Source organism: Lactiplantibacillus modestisalitolerans (assembly GCF_005405425.1).
In the GTDB taxonomy this organism is placed as follows: Bacteria; Bacillota; Bacilli; order Lactobacillales; family Lactobacillaceae; genus Lactiplantibacillus; species Lactiplantibacillus modestisalitolerans.
The window spans coordinates 89,177-114,042 of the sequence record NZ_BJEA01000013.1; the positions used below are offsets into that span (position 1 = coordinate 89,177).

21 protein-coding genes are annotated in these 24,866 nt (G+C 47.0%); 11 read left to right on the forward strand and 10 right to left on the reverse strand.

Annotated elements, in window-relative coordinates:
• Nucleotides 1-113: 113 nt before the first annotated feature.
• Nucleotides 114-1,094, reverse strand: coding sequence for an SIR2 family NAD-dependent protein deacylase (locus FFM79_RS08865; RefSeq protein WP_137643116.1), 981 nt, complete (start codon nucleotides 1,092-1,094; stop codon nucleotides 114-116).
• 3 nt (nucleotides 1,095-1,097) lie between these two features.
• Nucleotides 1,098-1,778 (reverse strand): hypothetical protein, encoded by a 681-nt coding sequence (locus FFM79_RS08870; protein ID WP_137643117.1) that lies wholly within the window; start codon nucleotides 1,776-1,778, stop codon nucleotides 1,098-1,100.
• A gap of 242 nt (nucleotides 1,779-2,020) precedes the next feature.
• On the opposite strand from FFM79_RS08870, the gene FFM79_RS08875 reads away from it, so the two are divergent.
• The gene (locus tag FFM79_RS08875) at nucleotides 2,021-2,608 is read left to right on the forward strand and encodes a TetR/AcrR family transcriptional regulator (protein ID WP_137643118.1); all 588 of its coding nucleotides are present in this window, start codon (nucleotides 2,021-2,023) and stop codon (nucleotides 2,606-2,608) included.
• Nucleotides 2,609-2,706: 98 nt separating this feature from the next.
• On the opposite strand, the gene FFM79_RS08880 is transcribed toward FFM79_RS08875, so the two are convergent.
• The 3 genes from FFM79_RS08880 to FFM79_RS08885 all read right to left on the reverse strand — a co-directional run bounded on the left by FFM79_RS08880 (nucleotide 2,707) and on the right by FFM79_RS08885 (nucleotide 5,990).
• The gene (locus tag FFM79_RS08880) at nucleotides 2,707-3,804 is read right to left on the reverse strand and encodes an SIS domain-containing protein (protein WP_137643119.1); all 1,098 of its coding nucleotides are present in this window, start codon (nucleotides 3,802-3,804) and stop codon (nucleotides 2,707-2,709) included.
• Nucleotides 3,805-3,977: 173 nt separating this feature from the next.
• On the reverse strand, nucleotides 3,978-4,151 hold the full coding sequence (locus FFM79_RS12655; RefSeq protein WP_170177429.1) for a hypothetical protein: 174 nt from the start codon (nucleotides 4,149-4,151) through the stop codon (nucleotides 3,978-3,980).
• A gap of 24 nt (nucleotides 4,152-4,175) precedes the next feature.
• The gene (locus tag FFM79_RS08885; protein ID WP_137643120.1) at nucleotides 4,176-5,990 is read right to left on the reverse strand and encodes a heavy metal translocating P-type ATPase; all 1,815 of its coding nucleotides are present in this window, start codon (nucleotides 5,988-5,990) and stop codon (nucleotides 4,176-4,178) included.
• 812 nt (nucleotides 5,991-6,802) lie between these two features.
• Here FFM79_RS08885 and FFM79_RS08890 point away from each other — a divergent pair.
• A complete protein-coding gene (locus FFM79_RS08890; protein WP_137643121.1) occupies nucleotides 6,803-8,470 on the forward strand; it encodes a BCCT family transporter in 1,668 nt (555 codons plus the stop codon).
• Between the two features lie 320 nt (nucleotides 8,471-8,790).
• On the opposite strand, the gene FFM79_RS08895 is transcribed toward FFM79_RS08890, so the two are convergent.
• Nucleotides 8,791-9,213, reverse strand: coding sequence for a hypothetical protein (locus tag FFM79_RS08895; protein ID WP_137643122.1), 423 nt, complete (start codon nucleotides 9,211-9,213; stop codon nucleotides 8,791-8,793).
• Between the two features lie 277 nt (nucleotides 9,214-9,490).
• Here FFM79_RS08895 and FFM79_RS08900 point away from each other — a divergent pair, with 277 nt between their 5' ends.
• Entirely contained in the window at nucleotides 9,491-9,733 is a 243-nt protein-coding gene (locus FFM79_RS08900) for a YdeI/OmpD-associated family protein (protein ID WP_137643123.1), read from the forward strand.
• A 294-nt stretch (nucleotides 9,734-10,027) separates the two neighbouring features.
• Here FFM79_RS08900 and FFM79_RS08905 read toward each other — a convergent pair whose 3' ends face one another.
• Nucleotides 10,028-10,948, reverse strand: a complete 921-nt coding sequence (locus tag FFM79_RS08905; protein ID WP_137643124.1) for an aldo/keto reductase — start codon at nucleotides 10,946-10,948, stop codon at nucleotides 10,028-10,030.
• Between the two features lie 1,462 nt (nucleotides 10,949-12,410).
• Between FFM79_RS08905 and FFM79_RS08910 the strand changes: the two genes are divergently transcribed.
• Genes FFM79_RS08910 through FFM79_RS08940 form a run of 7 tightly spaced genes read left to right on the forward strand, consistent with a single transcriptional unit; the run spans nucleotide 12,411 to nucleotide 18,458 of the window.
• Nucleotides 12,411-13,016: a VIT1/CCC1 transporter family protein gene (locus FFM79_RS08910; protein ID WP_225424416.1), complete on the forward strand. Its 606-nt coding sequence runs from the start codon at nucleotides 12,411-12,413 to the stop codon at nucleotides 13,014-13,016.
• Nucleotides 13,017-13,031: 15 nt separating this feature from the next.
• Nucleotides 13,032-13,853: a Fe-S cluster assembly ATPase SufC gene (sufC, locus tag FFM79_RS08915; protein WP_137643125.1), complete on the forward strand. Its 822-nt coding sequence runs from the start codon at nucleotides 13,032-13,034 to the stop codon at nucleotides 13,851-13,853.
• A complete protein-coding gene (gene sufD, locus FFM79_RS08920; protein ID WP_137643126.1) occupies nucleotides 13,843-15,081 on the forward strand; it encodes a Fe-S cluster assembly protein SufD in 1,239 nt (412 codons plus the stop codon). The genes sufC and sufD overlap by 11 nt, the downstream gene beginning before the upstream one ends.
• Nucleotides 15,065-16,300, forward strand: a complete 1,236-nt coding sequence (locus tag FFM79_RS08925) for a cysteine desulfurase (protein ID WP_137643127.1) — start codon at nucleotides 15,065-15,067, stop codon at nucleotides 16,298-16,300. Before sufD ends, FFM79_RS08925 begins: the two co-directional genes overlap by 17 nt.
• On the forward strand, nucleotides 16,290-16,745 hold the full coding sequence (sufU, locus tag FFM79_RS08930) for a Fe-S cluster assembly sulfur transfer protein SufU (protein WP_137643128.1): 456 nt from the start codon (nucleotides 16,290-16,292) through the stop codon (nucleotides 16,743-16,745). The genes FFM79_RS08925 and sufU overlap by 11 nt, the downstream gene beginning before the upstream one ends.
• Entirely contained in the window at nucleotides 16,738-18,147 is a 1,410-nt protein-coding gene (gene sufB / locus FFM79_RS08935) for a Fe-S cluster assembly protein SufB (protein WP_137643129.1), read from the forward strand. Before sufU ends, sufB begins: the two co-directional genes overlap by 8 nt.
• The gene (locus FFM79_RS08940; protein WP_137643130.1) at nucleotides 18,147-18,458 is read left to right on the forward strand and encodes a metal-sulfur cluster assembly factor; all 312 of its coding nucleotides are present in this window, start codon (nucleotides 18,147-18,149) and stop codon (nucleotides 18,456-18,458) included. Before sufB ends, FFM79_RS08940 begins: the two co-directional genes overlap by 1 nt.
• An 823-nt stretch (nucleotides 18,459-19,281) precedes the next feature.
• Here FFM79_RS08940 and pflA read toward each other — a convergent pair.
• Nucleotides 19,282-20,103, reverse strand: a complete 822-nt coding sequence (gene pflA / locus FFM79_RS08945) for a pyruvate formate-lyase-activating protein (protein ID WP_137643131.1) — start codon at nucleotides 20,101-20,103, stop codon at nucleotides 19,282-19,284.
• A 29-nt stretch (nucleotides 20,104-20,132) separates the two neighbouring features.
• Nucleotides 20,133-22,391, reverse strand: coding sequence for a formate C-acetyltransferase (pflB, locus tag FFM79_RS08950; RefSeq protein ID WP_137643132.1), 2,259 nt, complete (start codon nucleotides 22,389-22,391; stop codon nucleotides 20,133-20,135).
• Between the two features lie 429 nt (nucleotides 22,392-22,820).
• Between pflB and FFM79_RS08955 the strand changes: the two genes are divergently transcribed.
• Nucleotides 22,821-23,804, forward strand: a complete 984-nt coding sequence (locus FFM79_RS08955; RefSeq protein ID WP_137643133.1) for a serine hydrolase domain-containing protein — start codon at nucleotides 22,821-22,823, stop codon at nucleotides 23,802-23,804.
• Nucleotides 23,805-23,853: 49 nt separating this feature from the next.
• Here FFM79_RS08955 and FFM79_RS08960 read toward each other — a convergent pair whose 3' ends face one another.
• Nucleotides 23,854-24,369: a VanZ family protein gene (locus tag FFM79_RS08960; RefSeq protein ID WP_137643134.1), complete on the reverse strand. Its 516-nt coding sequence runs from the start codon at nucleotides 24,367-24,369 to the stop codon at nucleotides 23,854-23,856.
• Between the last annotated feature and the right edge of the window lie 497 nt (nucleotides 24,370-24,866).

A 24,866-nucleotide genomic window follows, 5' to 3' on the forward strand; every position in this document is an offset into this window, starting at 1 on the left:
AGGCGGCTGTGATTTTCACAGTCGCCTTTAGTGTCTTCAAATGTTAATAGCCGCAACGTGCGTCCAAAATTAACTGGCTCCGCTTAACCGACTTTTGACACACGCTTTTTAGACTACTTATTTAATTGAGCCCGGACGTCCTTTAAAACTTTTAGAATATCGCCCTTAATAGCGGTCCCCTTGTTTTCAATTTGTTCGGGCAGAAATTGGAAATCGCGGTTGACCATCACGTCGTAAGCACCAGGTAAGCTGTTGGTTAGTGCCCAGAATGGTTCCTGGATAAACATTGGTGTCAACCGACCCACGCCGAGTTCAATGAATAGTAGGTGTTGGTCGTGCAAGTGCTGTTCCAAGTCGGAACTGATTTTTTGATACTGTTCTTGGTAACGAGTCCCCTCTAAAAAGTTCCCGTAACCGCGAACCCATGGGAACGCCTCAGCGCCACAGTGGGGGCAGCGGGGAATTAGGTCATCAGGAAGCACGGTGGTATCGTTTGCTTCCAAGTAGTCGTACATTTGATCAATGGCCTGAGTCGCATCCCATACGTCGTCGGTACATTGTTGGCTACATTGGAAGAACCGGTGGTCCCCTTGAATTTGGGCCACCTTGGTTTCGGGAAAGGCCTTGATGGCTTGGGTATCCTGATTAGTTGTTAAGATGAAGTAGTCTTTATCGGCGAGGATGGCTTTTAAGTCGGCGTATGGTTCACGCACCGCGGCGTGCAGGGTCGTGTGCAAAAAGGTGGCGAGGTAGCCCCAGAATTCACCGCGGCTTGTCCACTGGTGTTGCATCCCCGCGAAGGCGCCCTTAAAATGGTAGCGGTCATAGAACCGTTTAAAAGCTTGTTGGTACGACGGTGAATCGGTGTAGTAAAAATCACCCCCGCCAGCGGCTGAAAGTCCAGAGGCGCCGCCCACGATGATATGATCGGCATCGCGGACCTTTTCGGCAAAGGTTGCGATTTGTTGGTCGTAGGGCTGCGCGGGGTTAGCAGAAAGCTTGATGGCGGTACCGCCGTTAGCGTAAACCCCGTAATATTGTGAGTAGTTGAGTTGGGTCTTCATGACGAGTTGTTCGTAAAGCGTTTGATCCATTTTTTAAGACTCCTTTGTAAGTTGAGCTAGTGTTTGCGTTAGGTCACCAGGCAGGGTCAGGGTGCGGTCCTGAATAGCGGGTAAAACGTTGATTTCATTTGCTAAATTAAGGGTGACGTACTGCCACTGCGGGTGCGTGTTGATGAGTTGCATTAGCGGCAATTTAATTAGTCGGTTGGCGGCCCCGATGCCGAGTTCCAGTTGAACTAAGTGATGGTGGGCGTGGCGCTGCGTGAAGTCCTGAAAGCGTCGTTGCTGGGCCTGCCAAGCCGGAGACTGCATCTGGAGATCAAAAAAGTTTCCTTCGATTTCCCAAATGCGCTGCGCATCAAAATCATTTTGTTGAAAATGTTGATCGGCGTTGGAGGTCAGGACAAAGTAGTCCTTGGTACTAATTAATTGCCGAATTTGTTGGAACTGAGCTGCGCCGGGATAGTCGTCAATCAGGTAGCGGTGGAGCTGCCGAGTAAATGCTTGGCGGGCCGCTGGTGGGAGCGGTAGCTGGGCACCTTGTAAGATGCTCGTAAAGCCGTATTGATCGGCGAGGGGACCGAGGTACTGTTGAAACGCGTGATTGTTAGTGAAGATATTAACCCCTTCGCTAATGGACAGGCCGTTGCTGGCACTAACGAGAATGGCGTCTGCGTTGGCCAGTGCGGCTTGGGCTTCCGTTAAGGTTGACATGCTTAAATCATCTCCTGAACATCATGTTTATTTATGGACAACGTGTCATTGACTTGATGGGGAATAGGATAGTTCAGCTGGCGTTGAAAGAAAAGTACAGTTTGGCGGAACCCGTCTACTTCTGGACAGAATTAAAAAAGTGTCCGGCTTTTCTCGTTAGAATAGGTTCGCATTATTTGAAATGGCCTGTATAATGAGAAACCAAGCGACGGTATCCTCAAAGTTAGGAGTGGATGTTAGCGATGGAAAAAGCTAAGCGCAAAATTGATCGGCGAACGCTGTACACGTTAAACGTGATTAAAGACGCCTTTATTAGCTTAATTAAGCAGGAAGGCTATGATCAAATTACCGTGACGGAGCTTTGCCGCGAAGCGGAAATTACCCGCTCGACCTTTTATTTACACTATGATAATCTGAGTAACGTTTTAAACGCGGTCCTCGATGATGCGCTGATGTTCAATACGCAGCCGGGACGGCTACCGACGGATGATAGTCCCATATCGGTGGACTATTTAAAGGAGAATGAGTCGCAATTAGCTGCGTGTCAGCGGGTGGCGGATTCGGAAAAGTATCACGACTTATTAATGGATCCCACTTTAAGTGACTACATTGTGGGGCGGATTATTACCCACGAGCACGACCGAATGGTGCCAGCGATTCAAAAACGAACTGGCTTGCCGATTCAAGACGCAGAGAAGATTTTTATTTATACCGTGCATGGTTCGTTTGCCATTAACAAAATGAATAAATTTATTAAAAACGAAACTTGGTATCACGATTTACAAATTTTGAACCGGTTTATTCAGGGTGGTTACCGGTCATTAGAATAGTCAAAAAAACGAAGCTACGGCACGCGCCACGGCTTCGCTTTTTCTACGATGAGTTCAACTTAGATTGTGAAAGCTTGAGTTGGTAAAAACCGCATTTATTACGGTTGCTTCGGTCGAATAAAATCCTGAAAGTCAGTGAAAATGGGATGACTCAAATTAATGCCCTTAGCCTTGGCAATGTACCAAGCTAGCACTTGAAACGGAATCACAGCGAGCAGTGGCGCTTTGTACGGGTCGTCGACTGCGAGCAATTGGAGCGTTTGACCATCGTTAATTGCGGGTGCTTCACCGGTCAAACTAATGGTGTAAACGTGGGGCGTTAACCGGCTTTCATAGGCCTTAACGGCTTGGAGCTGTTGGGCGTTAACGTCACTGGCGGGTAGTTCCACGTAGAACTGGCAGTGATTTTCGTGCGCACCAAGGTAACCGCCGTGGGTAAAGTTAACTAGCGGATAGCCGTGGGTTGGTACCCGGACAATCTCGGTGAACTTGGTTTCAAACTCCGCCAGAGTCCCGGTCAGAATGGTTGAGCCGATCGCGGTAAATTCCGGGGCGTTCGCAAAGTCGATCGTAAATTTGCGGTAGAAGTCGTTGGCCTTTTGAATGGTCCGGTTCATGTTTTCAATTAACAGGCTAAATTCATCCAACTCTTGGTTGGCGGTGAGTGAACTGATTAGTTGTCGGTCCATCGCCGCGTGGACGCTTAGGAGCATCAGTGTCAGAACAATGGCTTGATAGCTAAGCGTAATGTAGGGGACCGTTTCTTGACCAGTCAGCAGGTCGCAGGTCGCGTCACTCGCAACGGCGAGCGGGCTACTAGCATCCGCGGTGAGGGCAATCGTGTAGGCGTCACTGGCCGCGTGGGCTTTTTTAACGGCGGCCTGAATGACGGCATCCTGACCAGAAATCGAGATACCGATAATGACGTCAACGAGCGGGCTCGGGGTGCCGTAATGGAGAAACTGGGCCGCATTGTAGACGTCAACCTGCACGTCAGCCGTTTTCTGCATGTAAAGGCTAGCGGTGGTGGCGGCGTTAAGGCTGGAAGCAGTCGTTAAAATGACCCAATGTTGGTGGTCATTAGGAATCGCCTTGGTTGCGGTGGCAATTTGATCCGGGTAAGTCGCTAAAATTTGGCCGAGCACACTTTGCTCACGGCGGATGTAGGACAACATGGTGGGGTTATTCATCATCATCAAAAAAATCAGCTCCTATATTCAAAGTCAATCGTTTGAAATAACTGTTTTAATTTTAACCTAACTAACTGTTAATGATAACGCTTAATTTAAAAATGGGTCCAAAAAGCGTCCACCTTCAGTATGACTGAAAATGGACGTTTTTTGGATGGTTAACGGTTGCGGTTAACGACCTATTTTTTACGCCGTTCACGGTACCAAGTTAATGGAAACGTTACGAGCATGTAAAGGAAGTCGACGGCAATCGCTTCTTTTAATGAAACTTTTAGGAGAACGACGGACACGAAGGTCAGCACGACGATAAACGTCAGTGCGGCTTGCGACCAGCGTAAAACCCAATCAGGCATGTTGTCACATCCTTCGTTTGAAATCTAATTAGTGAGGGGGGCGGGAGCTGGCCGGTCACGGAGCGCCCGTAGTGCCCAGAGAATCGAAACGGTATCGACGACTTCTTGGAGCATGGCACCAAAGAGCGCGGGAATGATACCAGTACTGGCAATTAACATTAAAATTGTACAAATGGCAATCCCAATCCAGACGGACTGTTTAGCGACCCGCATCGTATCTTTAGCAATGTACATTGCCGTGACGACCCGACTAAGATCGTCTTTTAAAATGACGACGTCCGCTGATTCACTGGCAGCGGTCGATCCGTGGGCTCCCATGGCAATGCCAACGTCTGCGATGGCGAGTGAGGGAGCGTCGTTGACCCCGTCACCGACCATGATGACGGGCCGCTGTTCGGCGGGGAGCGCCTTTAACCGGTTGATTTTGTCTGCCGGTAGGAGGTCAGCGGCGACGGTATCAATTCCCACTTTTTTTGCAATCCGGTCGGCAATTGCCCGTTGGTCACCAGTCAGCATTAAGACGTTTTGAACGCCAGCCTGGTGGAGCGCCCGTAATGTTTGGGCCGCCTCCGGCCGAATGAGGTCAGTAAAAGTAATGTAACCGGCGTACTGGTCATTGACCCCAACGTAAATGGCGGTTTGGGCGAGCGGGTGATGAAGCGTGTGGGGCGCAACGAACTTTAATTTTCCCACTTTGACCCGTTGCTGGTCAATTGTCGCAACGATGCCCTTGCCAGTGACTTCTGATAAATCCTGTGCACGGCTGAGTTGGTGGTCACCCGCGTACTTGACGATTGAGCGGGCGAGAATGTGTCCCGAGTTTTGCTCGGCACTAGCGGCAAGGTGGAGGAGTTGTTCAGCGGTAAACCCCTTTTGCGGAACGATGCGATTTACCGTTAGCTGTCCGCTGGTAATCGTCCCAGTTTTATCAAAGGCCGCTGATTTGGCGGTTGCTAGTTTTTCTAGTACGTTGCCCGTTTTAACAACAATCCCATTGCGGCTCGTGCGACTCATCCCCGAAACGAGTGCGACCGGGGCAGCCAAAATTAATGGACAGGGTGAAGCAACGACCAGTACCTCTGCAAATCGATGAGGATCGCCACTCAGCGCCCAGGCAATTCCCGCAATGACGTAGGCGACTAATGTAAACGGGACCGCGTACCGGTCGGCCAGCCGGACGAATTTGGCGGGTTGCGCTTCGGATTCTTTTACTAATTTAACTAATTGTTGGTATTGGCTATCACTGGCGAGTTTATCAACGACCATGGTAACGGCGTTATCCCCGTTCACCGCCCCGGACATGACGTCGTCGCCAACGTTTTTTTCAACTGGCTTGGATTCGCCGGTCAATGACGATTCGTCAAATAGGGCGCTTCCGTTGATTAAATGACCGTCAACCGGAACGAGTTCTCCGGGCTTGACGACGAGCTGATCACCAATTCGAGCCTCATCAACGCCAATGTCGACTAACTGGTCCCCGGTTAGCCGGTGGGCGCCTTGGGGTGAATTATCGAGCAAGGCCTTTAGTTCCGTATTGGCCCGCTTGGCAGCGTAGTCTTCGAGTGAATCGCCCCCGGTAAGCATGATCAGCACGACTAAGCCGGCCCAGTACTCGCTGACGGCGAGGGTGGCAACGATTGCGGTGATGGCGAGTAGGTCGACCCCGTACTTGCCCGAACGAAGCGTTTTGATCATTTCAATCAGCATCGAGAGGGCCATAACGGACCCCCAGACGGTAATAATGAGTTGCGCTAGGCTTGCTTGATCAGCACCAAATTGTAATACTAAGGCAATGATTCCGACACTGAGTGTTAGAATAAGCTTATAATAATGTCGCATCAAAAACCCCTCCTATTCAGTTATCATAAAGCACGCTTGTTAAGCTTATAACAAGGATAGCATGAAACGCGCTTAATTGAAACAGATAAGAATGATTCTAAAGTGAAAACTTATTGTTACGAAAAACTTTGACTATTTACAGAAAAAAAGGCCATTAAAGCGCTCCCAAAAACCGGCTGAGACTTGTCATGCTAGGCCTCAGCGGCTGAAAGTAGCTATATTTTACATCTGAATTAATACTAGTATACTAAGGGTTGAGCATCAGATATCAGACGAAATACTGAAATCAGCATTTGTATAAGACCAGTCGCGCTGTACAAGTGGTAACCCGTTACCCTTGTCGCGTGTTTTTTTGTACCACGAGCAATCAGTTCCAACTTGCGGGGGCGATCGTGGGGCTGGTGATTTATCTGATGCATCAAGGGGGTTATCCATTAGCAAGATAAATGTAACCATTAATCGTTACGTGGTGGGTCAGGGCACTGTCCGTTGGGGACCAGTGCCAATAAGAAACACTAATCAGCTAAAATAAAGATTAACACCAATGCGATTATGCAATTAATCTACAATTTTTCAACATGGTGCCATTGGGATTCAACCAACGGAAAGAAGGAAATTCTGCTACTGATTTTGAGTTAGCACAAAAAGAATCTCCGTGGCAAAACCGATTAAACCTGATTCAGTCAGGGTGTTGAGTGCTCCGGGCCAACCCGGGGGGATGTACCGATTGCTAGTCGGAAATTTACGCGTGGGGACTACCAGCGTTTCGGACGGGTAGGAAGAACCACGAATTTTATTAATATAGAGAGTATATGCTCAGTAGCAGGTTTATTATTTTAAAAAGTAAGAATATTGATTGGTGGGTCTATTTACCAACGATTGGTCTTTTTGCCGCAGCTTCAGTTATTTTGTTAATTGGTGGTCATTCACTTGAAACGAGTTTATCAGGAATCTTAAACTGGTTAACGAATAACATGAGCTGGTTGTACATGTCGGTATACGTCATCACTTTTATCTTTTTCATTTACTTAGGGTTTAGCAAGTTGGGTAAAACCAAGCTTGGTGGGCCGAAGGATAAACCAGAATTCTCAAGTTTTCACTGGGGGAGCATGGTTTACGCCACGGGGATTGATGCCAGTATTTTAATGCTGAGTATCGTTGATCCGTTACGTTACTTGCAAAGCCCTTCATTCGGCGCAAAGCCATTTTCAACTTCTGCGTATAACTATGCGCATATGCTAGGTCAATTCAACTGGGGCCCAATGGCGTGGATGATGTTCGCGCCGGCCACGATTGCGATTGCCTATGCCATGTATGTTAAGCACGTCAAGGTGCAACGGCTTAGTGCCGCCATTTCTGTTTTAGAAGGTCCGGGAACCACTAAACGGATTATTCGGAATTTAATTGACTTCCTCGTAATCATTGGGATTATGGGTGGGGTCGGAACCTCCGTCGGGATGGAAATCCCCGTTATTTCCAAAGTACTCAGTACCGCAACTGGGATTGCGGATACGATGACGCTCAAACTTGGTTTGTTTGCGTTATTATTCGTTATTTTTGCGGTGGCCGTCTTCAATGGTTTGAAGAAGGGGATTGGTCGCCTGAGTTCAGCCCATATTTGGTTAGCGATTGGCTTTTTAATCGTTGTCCTATTAGTCGGGCCAACCCTTTACATTTTGAATTCGGAAACAAACAGTATTGGTCTGTTTATCAACAAATTTATTAGTTTAAGTACGAACACTGCGCCAAACGGTCAGGCAACTGCGATGCAGCGGCAAACGATCTTCTATTGGGGCTGGTGGTTATCCTTTATGCCAGTCATGGGCTTATTCATTGCCCGGATTTCACGTGGTCGGACGATTCGTCAGGTCTTAGGTGGAATGCTACTTTGGGGTTCGCTTGGCTGTGTAACCTTCTACATGATTTTAGGGGGCTACGCACTTTACTTGCAAAAGATGGGCATTGTTAACTTAGTGCACATTCTAAACACGCAGGGACAGGCCGCCGTTATTGCTGCCGTCTTATCGACCTTGCCATTGAAGATGATCATGCTTGCGCTTTACTGCTTGTCATGCTTTATTTTCTTGGCAACGACGGTTTCATCGTTTGCGTTTATCACGTCGTCCTTTACTAGTAAGCAATTATCAGCTGGGCAACAACCAAGTCGGTTCAACCGGATGAGCTGGGTCGTTATCTTCCTACTCTTCTCCCTTGGACTGGTCACGGTTGGGGGCTTTGAATCGATTCAAGCGATTTGTGCCATGTCCGGATTCCCACTGACAGTTGTGGCGTTGATTTTACTGTATTCGATTCACCACGACTTAACGACTGATCCGGTTAAGGAAGCTGCCAAGGCAAATGCTAAGGCCGCTGAACTGGCTCGCCGCAAGCGTTTAGCGCGGGATGTCGAAATCACGACCAACACGGACTATGCCCGGGAACGTCGAGTTGCCCGTAAATCGGCCCAAGAAACGGATTAACTGAATATTTAAAAGACAATTAAGCGCACGCCGCTGACGAGTTGAACTGGTCATTCGGGGTGCGTTTTTAGTATTTTGGCTACGATTATGAAAACTATGGTAAATCTTTACAAAGTGCTTGCATGGATTTTACATTCAACCGCTATACTTAGAATTGTTATTTGAGTTAGCCGTTGCAGGTAATGTGGGGATTACAAGGTTGACGTGAATAATGGTCAAAAGAGTGGGCACAGCCTGAGATTATTTTGATTCAGTGATTACTAAAAAAGGCAAGTTAGCGGATAACAATCCAACGCTACTTGCCTTTTTTGAGTTTAACTTTAAGCGTTACGCTTCTTTTTCGGGTGCGCTTTCTTGCGTGCCCGGAGTTGATCTTTGAAGGCCTCAATCTCAGCGCTATGCTTAGTGACCCACTCCTTGTAATTTGAATGCGAGTCGGTATCACTAATTTTAAGGCCGGTTTCTAGCCAGAACAGGGCTTCCGTGAGCGACCCAAAGTTACGAAACCAGAGGGTGTGCCCGTTATCGGAATCCATGGCAACGTACGATTTATAGTGGGGCGTTAAAAAAGTGTGCTTAACGATTTTAAAAGCCGCCCGGCGCCGCGTTAATTTATAGTCCGGTAAAATGTAACGGCCGGGATGGGTCAAGTGTGGAACGGAATTACGGCGTTGTTCCTTGTATTCCGTCAACATTTGCTTAGCCTGCTCGGCAGTGATGAGGGTGATATTGAATTTTGGCATGACAGAACTCCCTTTAGTGATGGCAGTTGGTCGAAAACCAACTAACGGTGTGCTTATACTATTAATGATAGCGCAAACCTAGCAAAATCCGAAATATAAAAACTCTTTCGTTCAATCATTAAGGTTGTAACCAGATTTACTTAAATCGGCGTTGTTGGTAGCGATTGCGCGCTTTGGCTTTTGAGGTGGTCACTGGGTGGGGGCGGTTAAAATAATTTTACCCAAGGATTGCTTGTGTACAATTGACCAGTTAAACTAGGAATAAGGGGGTGAATCCATGGCAGAACCATTGAGTGCCTACGAACGGTTTATTCCGGAAGTTGCACCACTTTTAGCGGATACGCCGGACTTAGCCCAGTTCTTTACCGACTTAACACCAGGTTATCAGCGAGAATGGGCGCGCTTCATTTTTGGCGCCAAGGCGGAAGCAACCAAGCAACGGCACATTGACGTGATGAAGACGGTCTTTAAGGCCGGTTACAAGTCTAAACGAGCTTATGATAGTCGGCCCAAAGCATAGTGGGCGCGGCTATATTCCAGTAATTTAAAAGGCGGTCCGGATGGGCCGCCTTTTTGGTGGAAACGGATTTGAATTGAACTGCTTCCTGCGCCTACTACGCTAAGGGCACAATGCCAAAGCCCGGCATCATGCCCTTAGCTAGGTAGTGCTCAGCATCAACCCGTCGGTCTTCACACTCTAAACGTGCTCAGCCCGAGCTGACCCCTGTGCTTGCTACGCTAAGTCGCCATCGCAAAGTTCGCGACAACGCCTTAACTAGGCAATGCTCGGAGTCAACCCGCTCGGCCTCACACTCTACGGCAAATCATTCCCCGCCGCCAAATATAAATCATACCATTCCTGCCGTGTTAACTCGATTTCAGCTCCCGCCGCATTTTCCCGTAAATGCTTTGGATTCATCGTTCCCAAAATAACCTGGAATTGCGCCGGGTGCCTCAAAATCCACGCCGTCGCAATCGCCGCCTTGTTTACGTGCTTTTCATCCGCTAAACGCTGCATTGCCGCGTTTAACTCTGGAAACTTGGGATTATCTAAAAAGATTCCCGCAAAGCTACCATACTGGTACGGCGACCACGCCTGAATAGTCAGCCGGTGCAGCCGCGCGTATTCAATCATTTGACCATCGTGGTCGATGCTACGATCATCCTGCATGTTAGTATGGAAACCAAAATCAAGCGCTCCCGTGTGCATCAACCCAAACTGTAACTGGTTAATCATTAAGCGCTGGTTTAATTCCGACTGCAATAAATCAACCTGCAACGGATTAAAGTTGGACACCCCAAAGTGCCGCACCTTACCACTGGCCTGAAGGGCATCAAAGGCGGTTGCGACCTCTTCTGGTTCCATTAAAGCATCGGGCCGGTGAAGGAGAAAGGCATCCAGGTAATCGACGCCTAAGCGCTGTAATTCGCCATCTACGGCTGCGATGATGTGTTCCTTAGAAAAGTCGTAACGTTTGCCAGGGACGATGCCTCCCTTGGATTGAATATAAAGCTGATCGCGCTGAACGCTGGCTTGTTTTAACGCCGAGCCGAAGATCTCGGAGGAACGACCACCGCCATAAATATCGGCTGAATCAATGTAATTAATACCTAAATCAACGGCCGCTTCAAGTAATTCGGTGGCCTGGGTAGTGGTGAGCGCGTCCATCCGCATAATTCCCAACGCAACCGCTGAAGCGGATAGGTGGCTGGCACCTAACTGGATTGTTTTCAAAATATTGAACCTCCCTTATGATGTGGTTTTAGTATACGAGTTGTGTTTGAAGCTGTAAACGATTTCAATGTTTTTGGGGGGCTAGCCGGATGCTGCTCAGAGTGAGAATAATTGGGTCTATGATATTTGATGTTGATTTGCTATGAAGGCTGCCAATTGAATTTTCAATCAATTCGTTGTGACTAGCAAAATAGCAAGCAAGATTACGTTAAATTTAGTAACCGTTCTGCGGAATCAACTTCATTAATTAAGACTTACTAGCGTAACCCGTGAGACTCAATATAAAAGCCAGTCTAGCCAGTAGCGGGTGTAACCATGGCTCAACTGCGAAATTATTCTTGGCCGGAAGTGGGGTGCTTCCGGCTTAGAATAAGGCTCGAATTTGAGATTGCTCAGTGGTTTTTCTGAGTGAGCTCAAATCGATGCCCGCAGTGTTCCAGCCACCCGGTTACACCCGCTGCTGGCGGCAACCTCAACACCAATTGGTATAGAACCGAATAATTAGGGTTCTATAGTGTTCCAGCCACTCAGTTACGCCCGTTGCTGGCGGCAATCGCAACAAATTAGTCCGGAGCCAAAACAAAAAAGGACAAAAAAATAGGGCCCAAGGCTTCTCAACTTGAGTCCTACTTATGAGGAATGATCGCAGTTAGCTAGAAAGAACTGTTTAGTACGTTTAATACATTACACCTTCATGCTATTCAATTTTACGCGTGTCCAACTTCTACGGACTAACCCGTATTTCTTATATACTATCTGCTATAGTCGATCGAAAGTATTTCGTTACTTGATTGCGACTCGTTTAACGGGTTTTAACGAAAGTCGAATTCGCGTTTAAAACTTGGTAATGTCTTCGTAACAGACATGCACCTCCGTTTAAACTTTTATAACCTGAGTCTACAATGGAACTGTGGTACTAGTGGAACTGACAACTGGTCATTGGTGACACCTGTTTCCAACTGCAAAGTTTTTCAACTGCTAAGTTAAAATCTGATAGTCGAGCTAATGCCAATTAATTCTGTTGCGGTTATCGTTTATTCAAGGATCAACGTTCAGTCATCCAACGGTATCTCGCGACAAGCACTGAACCGATAACGCTTAACGATGCTTAAAACGGTTTCGATAACGACCCAAACGGTAATGCAAGCTGCCTAGCTTTGTGGCGACAGCCGAAACTCATTGAGAAGCTGTTACTAACTGAGGTCTAATTCCTTTCCTCACCATGTACTATAACAGGTTGTGTAAGCGCTTGCAACGAAAACACCCCCTTTTTTTAAAACTTAATAATCATAAGTTTTGGCGCTTGAAACGCACCAAAAAAATCAATGAGTCGCATGAAAGTTGCGGGTTGAAAATTTATTGTGACGAATTCAACAAATTTCCAAGAATTCATTGAATCGTGCTGTCAGCAACGTATAATTAAGACAAGGGATGAAAACGCTTTAACATATGGGAGTGTTGTATGATGAAACGTAGTATGATTGGCAAAATTAGTCGTTTCCGTTTTTGGGATAGTTTGAACGTATTACGGGCAGGTATCTTAGGCGCAAACGATGGCATCATTTCTGTATCGGGGATTGTCCTCGGTGCGGCCGGAGCGGAGCTGAATTCTTCAACCTTGTTCTTCAGTGGTCTAGCGGGAATGATTGCTGGTGCTTGCTCCATGGCGGGGGGCGAGTACATCTCCGTAAGTGCGCAGCGCGACGTCCAACGCCAAAAACTAGCGATGCAACAAAAGTATGAACATTTAGATGGGAATAGTGCGGAAACGCTAATTCGGGCGATTGACGTTTTGAATCCAATTCACGCGTCGATTTCGTCCTTCCTATCGTTTATCTTAGGGGCGGTCATTCCGCTGATGGCGATTAGCTTATCATCGGATCGGTGGCGAATTTTAAATACGTTAGCCGCGATGATTTTTGCGTTAACGATGAACGCAATTATTAGTTCGGCGAATTCAAAAGTATCCACCAAGCGAACAATCGTGCGGAACATTGCCGTCGGAATTTTGACCACCGTGTTAACCTACGTCATTGGTCGGTTATTCGGTGTGTCAGTAGCAGGATAGAAAGAGGGAACGATAATGTCAGTTTTAGAAATTAAAGATTTACATGTTCGGATTAATGATCCGGAAGATCAAGCGAGTCGTGAGATTTTAAAAGGGGTTAATCTAACCCTAAATACGGGTGAAACGCACGCCATTATGGGCCCTAACGGAACCGGGAAGTCAACGTTAGCGGAAACCATTATGGGGAATCCTAGCTACGAAGTGACCCAGGGGGACGTTTTAATCGACGGGCGCTCATTAATTAAGCTCCCAGTTGATGAACGGGCCCGGGCCGGTCTTTTCTTGGCGATGCAATACCCGGTCGAAATCAAAGGGATTACGAACTTGGAATTCATGCGAGCTGCAATCAACGCTCGGCGTGCCGATGATGATCAAATGTCAATCCGGGATTTCTTAGCTGAACTGGATAAAAATTTGGCTTTTTTAAACATGTCGGAATCCATGGCGCGGCGGTATTTGAACGAGGGCTTCTCCGGTGGTGAAAAGAAGCGTAACGAAATTTTGCAATTAATGATGATCAAGCCGAAGTTTGCCATGCTGGATGAAATTGACTCTGGTCTGGATATTGACGCGTTACAAGTGGTTGCTAAGGGCGTTAACTCAATGGCGGCTCCAGATTTTGGGACGTTGATCATTACCCACTACCAACGACTACTGAATTATATTAAACCCGACTTCGTTCACGTGATGATGGATGGCCGCATCGTCAAGACCGGTGACGCCCAATTAGCCATTAAATTGGAAGATGAAGGGTACGCTGGTTTGCGCGACGAATTAGGAATCAAGGCCAACTTAGTCGATGACGATGTAACGGAGGCGAAGTCCGATGACCATTAGTAACGCACCAAGCTGGTTTCAGGCGTTACAGGAACGGGCCCGGCAACTGTACCCGACGCTCGCGTTACCAGATTTTAAACGGTTCAATTATCGCGACTGGCAACTCGATGACCCGGCGATGCAGCCACCGGCCGCGCTTACGCCGCTTGCGTCTGATGACCAGCATTTTAACCAACAGGCAATTACTTACGGCAGTGCACCGCTTCAAGTGAACTTGACCGCGGAAATGCGGGATGCGGGGGTGGTCGTGGAAGACTTCGCGACGGCGTTTACCAAGCACGGTGATTTATTACAACAATACTTAATGACCAAGGCGGTGGCCGTGGATGAAGACCGCTTAACCGCATTCAATTTAGCTAATCTTCAGCACGGACTCTTAGTTTACGTGCCGGAAAATGTGCAATTAACGACCCCGTTGCAGTTATTACACTTGCAAAATAGCACGACCGCAAGCAGTGATTTTGGGCACGTCTTGATTGTGGCTGGCCGCCATAGTCAGGTGAAAGTTTTACAGCAACTCGAAACGCGGGGGACGCACGCTAACCAGTTCCACTTGATTACCGAAGTCGTGGCGTTGGCAAATAGTCACGTGACCTTTACGGGCTTAGATATGCTCAGCCAGCAAACGACGGCCTATTTAAACCGGCGCGGGTACCTGGGGACGGATGCCCGGATTGACTGGTCAATCGGGGTTTTCAACAACGGGAACACGATTGCGGACTTTGACTCTGATTTACGGGGGCATGGTTCGGATGCCGAAGTTAAGGTCGTGGCCTTGTCCGGCGGCGACCAGCGGCAATGTATTGATACCCGCGTGACGAACTACGCGCCACATTCGACCGGTAACATTGCCCAACGGGGTGTGATTTTAGGCCGCTCGGAGCTGATTTTTAACGGTATTGGTAAGATTATTAAGGGTGCGCACGGCGCCCATGCCGATCAGGAGAACCGGGTGCTGATGCTTTCGGATCAAGCTCACGGAGACGCTAACCCCATTTTATTGATTGACGAAAATGATGTTTTAGCCGGTCATGCGGCCAGCGTCGGCCGGGTCGACGAGCACCAGATGTACTACTTAATGAGCCGGGGCATTCCGAAGAAGATGGCCCAGCGCCTAGTTATTCGGGGCTTTTTAGGTGACGTCTTAAGTCAGTTGCCATCCGAAGAACTACGTGAACGCATGGTTCAAGTTATCGAAGGGAAGTTGAAAAATGAATTGGCAGATTGAGGCGATTCGCCGCGATTTTCCAATCCTATCGCACCGAATCAATAAGGAACGGCTGGCGTACCTGGATAACGCCGCCACGATGCAACAACCCCGGCCAGTCACGGCAACGGTTGACCGGTACTACCGCTACGACCACGCTAATGTTCATCGCGGGGTCTATACTTTATCAGAACGGGCGACCGAGGCCTATGAAGGGGTCCGTGAAAAGGTCCGGCATTTTATCCACGCCCATTCGGCGGATGAAATTGTTTTTACCCGTTCGACGACCGAAAGTCTGAACATGGTTGCCCGCGGGTTTGGTGATCAGGTTGTGAATGCGGGCGATGAAATCGTCATTTCAGTTGCCGAGCACCATAGCAATTTAGTGCCGTGGCAGCAACTAGCTGAACGACGTGGCGCAAAATTGAAGTACATTGAATTAAATCCGGATGGCAGTTTGGACTTGGAAAACGCCGCGCAGCAGATTACGGCGAAAACTAAGATTGTTGCGGTCGCCCACGTGGGTAACGTCATCGGCGTGCTCAACCCGATGAGTGCCCTGGAAGCTTTGACGCACGCGGTTGGTGCGTACTTGATTGTGGATGGGGCGCAGGCCATTAGTCACCTTAAAGTTGACGTGCAGGCGCTCAACGCCGACTTTTATGCCTTTTCCGGGCATAAAATGGGCGCACCGACCGGAATCGGGGTATTATACGGGAAAGCGGCCCTGTTAGAGCAGATGGCGCCCGTGCAATACGGTGGTGAAATGATTAGTCAGGTCACCCGGACGGCTACGACCTACAAGCGCGCCCCGCTAAAGTTTGAGGCTGGGACGCCAAATATTAGTGGCGCAATCGGCCTGGGAGCCGCGGTCGATTACTTGGATGCTTTGGGGATGAATGCGATTCAGACCTATGAAGCCCAATTGATGGGGCCGATGTTGGCCCGAATAGTTGCAATTGACGGGGTGACCGTTTACGGGCCCCAAACAGCTGCGGATCGCCTCGGCGTGGTCTCGTTTAACATTGATGGGGTCCATCCGCACGACGTTGCGACTGGACTGGATATGCTGGGTGTTGAAGTCCGAGCGGGGCACCATTGCGCACAACCGTTGATGCAAGATTTAAACGTAACCGCAACGGCCCGCGCGAGCTTAGCCTTTTATAATAATCAAGCGGATGTTGATCAATTGATTGACGGGATTAAACAGGTAAAGGAGTTCTTTTTGCATGAGTCTTGACCAAATGAATGAGTTATATCGTGAAGTGGTCTTGGACCATGCCCAACACCCCCATCATAAGGGGCACTTAGGTCAGGAAAGCTTACACTTCACGATGGAAAATCCGACGTGTGGGGACGTTATCGACGTTGCCACGGTTGTTAAGGACGGTCAAATTGACCAGCTTGCGTTTACGGGGGCGGGCTGCACGATTTCGCAAGCGTCAGCTAGTATGATGACGGTCGCGTTATTGCATCGACCGGTCGCTGAAGCGCGGCGGTTGATCGTTAGTTTTTCCAAAATGATTACTGGTGCCACCATTAATGACCAGGATCAACGGGCGTTAGGGGATGCCAGTTTGCTCGCCAGCGTGGCTGAATTTCCGGCCCGGATTAAGTGTGCGACGTTGGCTTGGCACGCCTTAGACGAACTATTACAACGAGAGGGGAGCCAGGAACATGAGTGAAGATGTTAATTCAATCGTTAAAGGGACCGAAGATTATGATTATGGCTTCCATGACGATGTGCAACCGGTTTTTTCAACCGGCCACGGTTTAAGTGAGGAAGTTGTTCGGGCAATCTCTGCCGAAAAACATGAACCAAAGTGGATGTTGGATTATCGACTGAAGGCTTATAAGATTTATCGGCAGATGCCGATGCCGGCGTTTGGCCCCGATCTAAGCGGCCTCGATTTAAAGAACATGCTGTACTACCAAAAAGCCACCGATAAAAAGTATCGCGATTGGGAGGACGTTCCCGAAAAGATTAAAACGACCTTTGATCGGTTAGGGGTACCCCAGGCCGAACGGAAATATTTAGCGGGTTCCTCCGCACAATACGAGTCTGAAGTGGTCTATCACAATATGCGGAACACGTTTGAAAAGATGGGGATTATTTTTACGGATACCGATACGGCCCTGCAAGAATACCCAGAACTTTTTAAAAAGTGGTTCGGTAAGTTAGTCGCCCCGACGAATAATAAGTTTGCCGCGTTAAACGCGGCCGTCTGGTCTGGCGGAACCTTTATTTACGTGCCTAAAGGGGTTCACGCCAAAACGCCAATTCAATCTTATTTCCGCATTAATGCTGAAAATACCGGCCAATTTGAGCGGACGCTAATTATCGTCGATGAAGGGGCAAGCGTGGATTACGTTGAAGGGTGTACCGCACCCAAATATGATTCCGATAGTTTGCACGCTGCCGTGGTGGAAGTAAACGTTGCTAAGGACGCTTATTGCCGTTATACGACCATCCAAAATTGGTCGAATAACGTTTATAGTCTGGAAACCAAACGAGCGGCAGCGGACGCCAACGCCACAATGGAGTGGGTCGACGGTAACATGGGCTCAAAGATTACCATGAAGTATCCATCGGTCTACCTGAATGGTGAGGGCGCGCGGGGCACGATGTTGTCGATTGCGGTTGCCGGGCATAATGTGGACCAGGATACCGGGGCGCGGATGATTCATAATGCGCCGAACACGTCTTCTTCAATCGTTTCAAAGTCAATTGCTAAGGATGGCGGTGCGACGGACTACCGGGGCCGGGTTCGCTTTAGCCGTAAAGCGGATGGTTCGAAAGCCCACGTGGAATGTGACACAATCATTATGGATGACCAATCTTCCAGTGATACGATTCCGGTTAATGAAATTTATAATGGGAACGTTGCGATGGAACACGAAGCAAAGGTTTCGAAGATTTCCGAAGAACAGCTTTACTATTTAATGAGTCGGGGGATTTCGGAACGAAAGGCGACTGAAATGATCATTATGGGCTTCGTTGAGCCGTTTACGAAGGAATTACCGATGGAATATGCAGTTGAATTAAACCGACTGATCAGTTTTGAAATGGAAGGATCGATTGGCTAATGGCAGAGAAAACGTTCAAGGAACAAGCTTACGAGGCACTTCACAACGTGATTGATCCCGAACTGGGGATTAACTTAGTGGATTTGGGGTTAATTTACGATGCAAAGCTAACGGACGAGGGCGAGGCCCAAATTCTCATGACACTGACGATTGTGGGCTGTCCGTTGACGGAGTGGTTAGCAGACTCGATTCAAGAAGAGTTAAAGAAGGTTCCGGGTGTGAAGACCATTTCGATTGAAGTGACCTTTGATCCGGCGTGGACGGAAAACATGATGTCCCGTGAAGCGCGCGTTGAGCTTGGAATTTATTAACAGTACTTTGATTTAGACAGTCTTTTAAGAATAAAATACAGTTTTGAATGCTAAGTAAGGGGCTGTGGCTTATGTCACAGCCCCTTCCTGCATTAGTCAAGCCCGGATAGTGGTAACTGATCAAGGTTTTCTAATGATTGAAATTGGAAAGATTGATGTGAGACTGCTAAAGTTAAATTATAGGGTGTGAACCTGATTGGACTTCGAGTCCGTGGTATGAGTAATCATACACTTAGTTGGCTTTCACCATGGTTAAAAGGCATTTAACGGTCTTATGCATGCAGGCCACCACTGCGACCTTATCCTGTTTGGGATAAGGTTCTTTTTGTAATCGATCACAATGGTTATATGATAATTGATGTTGAACTGTTAAAAAGGGTATCGACTGAATTTTCAATCAATTCGTTGTGACTAGCAAAATAGCAAGCAAGATTACGTTAAATTTAGTACCCGTTCTACGGAATCAGTTTCATTAGTTAAGACTTACTAGCGTGACCCGTGAGACTCAATCTAAAGCCAGTTTAGCCAGTAGCGAGTGTAACCATGGCTCAACTGCGAAATTATTCTTGGCCGGAAGTGGGGTGCTTCCGGCTTAGAATAAGGCTCGAATTTGAGATTGCTCAGTGGTTTTTCTGAGTGAGCTCAAATCGATGCCCGCAGTGTTCCAGCCACCCAGTTACACCCGCTGCTGGCGGCAATCTTAACACCAATTGGTATAGAGCCAATCTTTACGGGTTATTTAGTCAGACTCAAAAGAAGCCGCTGACAATTGTCAACGGCTTCCCAAATGGTTGGTTCATTTATAGCGTGGAATCTAGCTCGGTTATAGTTTAGGTAACGGCATCCAAGTCTTATACCCAGTATAATCAGCAGTACGCAGTAACTTTTCAGCATTTGCAACGCGATCAGGTGTTGGGGACTCGATACCTTCCAACCGATACTTGATCTTCATTTCGTGATATTTCTTAACCCCAAGGGTGTGATATGGCAGAATTTCAACTTTTTGAACGACGTTGTTAGGAATTTTTGCAATGTAGTCGCCCAATTCAGCTAAATACTTGTCATCGTCAGTCCGTTGCGGAACAAGAACGTGACGAATCCACATATCGTTATGGTTTTGCGCCATATATTGGATCATGTCCAGAATGTTCTCGTTACCGTATTGGGTTAATTTTTTGTGTTCAGCGGAATTAATGTGCTTGATATCAACCAAGGAGATGTCGGTAACTTGCATCAACCGTTTGAACTTATCGAAAAATGGTTGTTCCCTTGTAAATGGCTGTCCCGAAGTGTCCAAGCAAGTACTGATATCCAATGCTTTCGCTTTTTCAAACAGCTCCAGAATGAAATCGATTTGGACTAATGATTCACCACCACTGACAGTGATTCCACCGGTCTTACCCCAGAACGCGCGGTACTTCATTGCGTCTTCAAGGATTTCGTCAGTCGTCATTTGATCACCGACGTTTAATTTCCAAGTATCAGGGTTATGACAATACTGACAGCGCATGTGGCAACCTTGTAAGAACGCCACGTAGCGGATACCAGGACCGTCGACCGAACCGAATGTTTCAATGGAATGGACGTAGCCAATCAAAGGCTCCTTCGTTGCTTTTTCGTTTGTTGAAACTTTACTGCTTGCCATGAGCCTTCGCCTCTTTAACTATAAATTAATTACATCTTATCGAAGAACGTCCGTGAAATAACGTCATCTTGTTGTTCCTTAGTTAAGTCCGCGAAGTATACGCAGTAACCAGAAACACGAACCGTTAAAGTAGGGTATTCTTCTGGGTGCTTTTGAGCATCAATCAAAGTGTCTTTATTGAAGACGTTGATGTTCAAGTGCATCCCATCGTTCTTCATGTAACCGTCTAACATGTTTACCAAAGTGTCTTTACGTGATTCCAAATCGTGGCCTAACGTGTTTGGCGTTACACCGAAGGTATTGGAAATCCCGTCAGTTGCATAGTGGTATGGTAATTTAGCAGTTGAAAGGAGTGAAGCTAACGCACCGCTCTTTTCAGCGCCGTATGCTGGGTTAGCACCTGGTGAGAATGGTTCACCTTTTTGACGACCGTTAGGAGTAGTCCCGGTGTTCTTACCATAAACAACGTTTGAAGTGATGGTCAGAACAGAAGTAGATAACTTAGCACCACGATAGAGGTGATGAGTGTTCATCTTGCTGTAGAGTTCCTTGACTAACCACTTAGCAATGTCATCTACACGGTCATCGTTGTTCCCATAGCGAGGGAAGTCCTTGTCAACTTCGAAGTTAACTGCAATACCACGTTCGTCACGAATAATCTTAACGTGTCCGTACTTGATAGCAGAAATTGAGTCGGCAGCGTGTGATAAGCCGGAAATACCAGTAGCGAAGGTCCGGTTCAAATCAGTGTCCTTCAAGGCCATTTCAGCGGCTTCATAGTAATACTTGTCGTGCATGTAGTGGATGGTGTTCAGTGAGTTGACGTAAGTGTCAGCTAACCAGTCCATTTGCTTGCCAAACTTCGTCATGAATTCATCGTAATCAATGTATTCTGAAGTGATTGGTTCGTAGGCAGGACCAACTTGATCGCCAGTAATTTCATCTTTACCACCATTAATAGCGTAAAGAATAGCCTTAGCCAAGTTAGCACGTGCACCGAAGTATTGAATACCATCGGCAATTGGTTGTGAAGATACACAGCAAGCAATGCCGTAGTAGTCAGTACCCCATTCAACCCGCATTAAGTCATCGTTTTCATATTGAATCGTTGAGCTATCAATTGAAACTTGGGTTGCATAGCGTTTGAAGTCTTCTGGTAAGCGGTCTGACCAAAGAACGGTGATGTTTGGTTCAGGCGCAGCACCCATGTTGTCCAAGGTCTTTAAGATCCGGTAAGAAGTCTTGGTAACGTGATGACGACCATCGAGACCTAAACCAGCGATTGAAACGGTTGCCCAAATTGGGTCACCTGAGAACAGTGAGTTATAAGTTTCAGTCCGGATAAAGCGAACCATCCGAAGTTTCATAACGAATTGGTCAATTAATTCTTGGGCTTGACTTTCGTCGATGACACCGTTTTCAAGATCACGTTGAATGTAAATATCCATAAGCGCATCAACCCGGCCAACGGACATTGCGGCACCGTTTTGCGTCTTAATGGCAGCTAAGTAGCCAAAGTACATCCATTGAATAGCTTCTTGAGCAGTTTCAGCAGGACGGCTAATGTCGTAACCGTAACTGGAAGCCATTTCTTTCATTTCTTTTAAGGCTTTATATTGGTCAGCAACTTCTTCACGGAGGCGGATAACGTTATCAGTCATTTCGCCGTCGCCGATATGTGCGTAGTCGTTTGCCTTTTCGGCCATTAAACGATCAATCCCATAAACGGCAACCCGTGGTAAGTCAGGAATAATCCGACCACGTGCGTATGCATCTGGAAGACCAGTGATGATCTTGTCGTGACGAGCTTTACGCATGTCAGGAGTGTAAACATCAAAGACCCCTTGGTTATGAGTCTTACGGTATTCGGTGAAAATCTTGTCCATTTCTGGATCTAATTTATAGCCGTATGACTTCAAGGCGTCATCAGCCATCCGAATACCACCAAATGGCATGAATGCACGCTTCAATGGCTTGTCAGTTTGTAAACCAACGATCTTTTCAAGATCTTTGTTAATATAGCCAGGTGCGTGTGAAGTAATGGTTGAAACAACACTGGTATCGGCATCTAAGACACCACCAGCTGCACGTTCTTCCTTCTTCAATGCCAAGACTTTGTCATTCAAAACCTTAGTGGCCTTAGTAGGGCCAGCTAAGAAGCTTTCATCCCCGTTGTACTGTGTGAAGTTTCTTTGGATGAAATCGCGAATGTTGATTTCTTCTTGCCAATGACCACCCTTGAAGCCCTTCCAAGCTTTTGGAGTTTCGGTTTTATCAAATGTAATCATTTTTTCGTCGCCTCCATAAATTTAAAAGCAATTGTAGCATGTGAAATACTTTACAACAGAATAATAACAATATTTCGGGAATATGTAAACGCTTCCAGCAAAATTCTTTTATCTTTTTTTTAATTGCTATTTGAAAGCGATATGAAAACGCTATTATACCAGTGCTTTAGTTAAGATTGAAAAGTTGTGATTTGAACGTTAAGTAAATTAAAGATTGAGATTTTCTTAGAAATATTCATATTCCAAATATATATCAAATTAATTGTGCGAAACTTAATTTTGTGATAATTTGTTTAAGCGAATGGTTCGCGTGAGTTTTAGGGTGGTTGGTCGTTGCTTTTACAGTGAATTTCGTTATGATAAAAGAGTAGTAACGCCCATTCACATCCAGTTTGATGGATGGCAACGATGAAAGGCAGGGGCAAAACGATGCTCAGAAAAATTGAAGATTATATTGATAGCTGTATTCAAAATGGTGACATTTACGGGGCTTCATTTAGTTTGATTACGCCACGGGGAATCGATCAGTATTACCATGGTAAGCAGGGGCGTGATGAGTTTGCACTCGGACTTGATCCGGCGATGCTGTATGACCTAGCTTCGGTGACGAAGGTCGTTGCCACGACCACCCGGATTTTTCAACTGTTGTCGGACCATACGATTCGGTTACATGATTCGGTAACCCGGTTTTTACCGGGGTTTACGCACCCAGAAATTACAATTAAAAATCTATTACTTCATAATAGTGGGCTCCCAGCGGATATTGAACATTCGGATCGAATGAACCGTGAAGACCTGATTACGGCCATCTATGATTGCGAGTTGGAACACGAGCCGGGGCAAGCGACGGTTTATTCCGACTTAGGCTACATTTTGTTAGGTTGGATTATTCGGACGGTCGATGGGTCACTAGCCCGAAGCGTTCAAGATCACATTTTATATCCACTCGCGATGACTAATACGGGTTACAATTTGAACCGACCGAAAGTTCGATTCGTCCCAACGGAGTTTGATTTACGCCGGGGCCAGATTCAAGGGCAAGTACATGACTATAAGGCGTTTCTGTTAAACGGTGAAAGCGGACATGCCGGTTTGTTTTCAACACTGACGGATTTGACCGTCTTTACGGAAATGATGCTGAACTTTGGAGCTTATCAAGGAAAACGGGTTCTGGATGAAAACGTCTTTGACTGGCTCGGCGCTTATGACGAAAATGGTCGTACGTTGGGTTGGGAGCGGTATGCTGGGCAGCACCAGTATTACCACACCGGCTACACTGGTCCGATGATTGCGTTTGATTTGGATCGGCAGCTAGGGTTGGTGGTGCTGACCAACCGGGTTTACCCGACCCGTGAAAATACGGCTTGGAACCGCGACCGAAAAGAAGTTCTGGATCTATTTTTTAAGAAATAAGTTTGAAAACGCGTGCCTAACAGAGGGAGATAATCTGTTAGGCACGCGTTTATTTTTGTAGCCAGCGCAGTCCGGGGATTCTGCGGAACAGGAAGTAAGCGCCGCTTCCAATTAGAACGCCACTCCAGTTTGTCAGCACGTCGTCGGTTTCAACCCAGCGGTCAACGTGCGCCAATAGGTCGAATAGAAACTGACCACCTTCAAGCGTGAGACCGGTTAAAAGGCCAACGGCGATGCGGCGGCGCCAGGACCAGTTAGGGAAGTTCCAAGCTAGAAGACCGCCGAGCGGGACGGTCAAGAGAACGTTGAGCCAAAACTCCGTATCGAGTTGTTGGAACGGAACCGGGTTTAACTTGACGGGTCCCCACTGAATGTAATGAAGAATAACGTCCCCACTAAAATTATAGGAAGTGGGGGTGTAACAAAATGCGGTTAGAATCCAAATGAAGCCGAGTAGCCCGAGACGTTTGAAACGGGTCCACCCGTCGGTTGCTTGTTGCCACTGATGAACAGCAAGCCCCCAAATGAAAATGGTGAGTAATGAAAATGGTAGCCAAGCACGCATGTAAACACTCCTTTATGATGAGTATTATAGAAAAAAAGGAGCCCGTTGGCTATGCGGAGTTAATGACTGAGGTGTGTAAGGAGCTGAATAGCGGGAATTTTGTGGAGGGGATTGGGAACGTGACACTGGCTTTCAAAGCACTTCATAACAGCAATTTTGAAAATAGTTGAAAAAACAGTTGACAGTTTTCAAGCAAATGCGTATAGTTAGTACTCGTTGCTGCAACAGCAGTTATTGATTTCGCAACAGTTGTTGACTTAATAATTTCAAAAAGTTATTGACAAGTTTTGCTGAAGTTGGTATGATTATTTCTGTTGTCGCAACGGCAACAATAACATGTTAATCATTAATGACTTTGAAAAAAAGTTGTTGACAAAAACTTGATTAAGATGTTATGATTATCAAGTTGCGTTAAGCAATTGACGTAACGAATTAGACCTTTGAAAACTGAACAAAGTTTCGACGAATCAAATGTGTAGGGTCTCTTGATTTTGAAT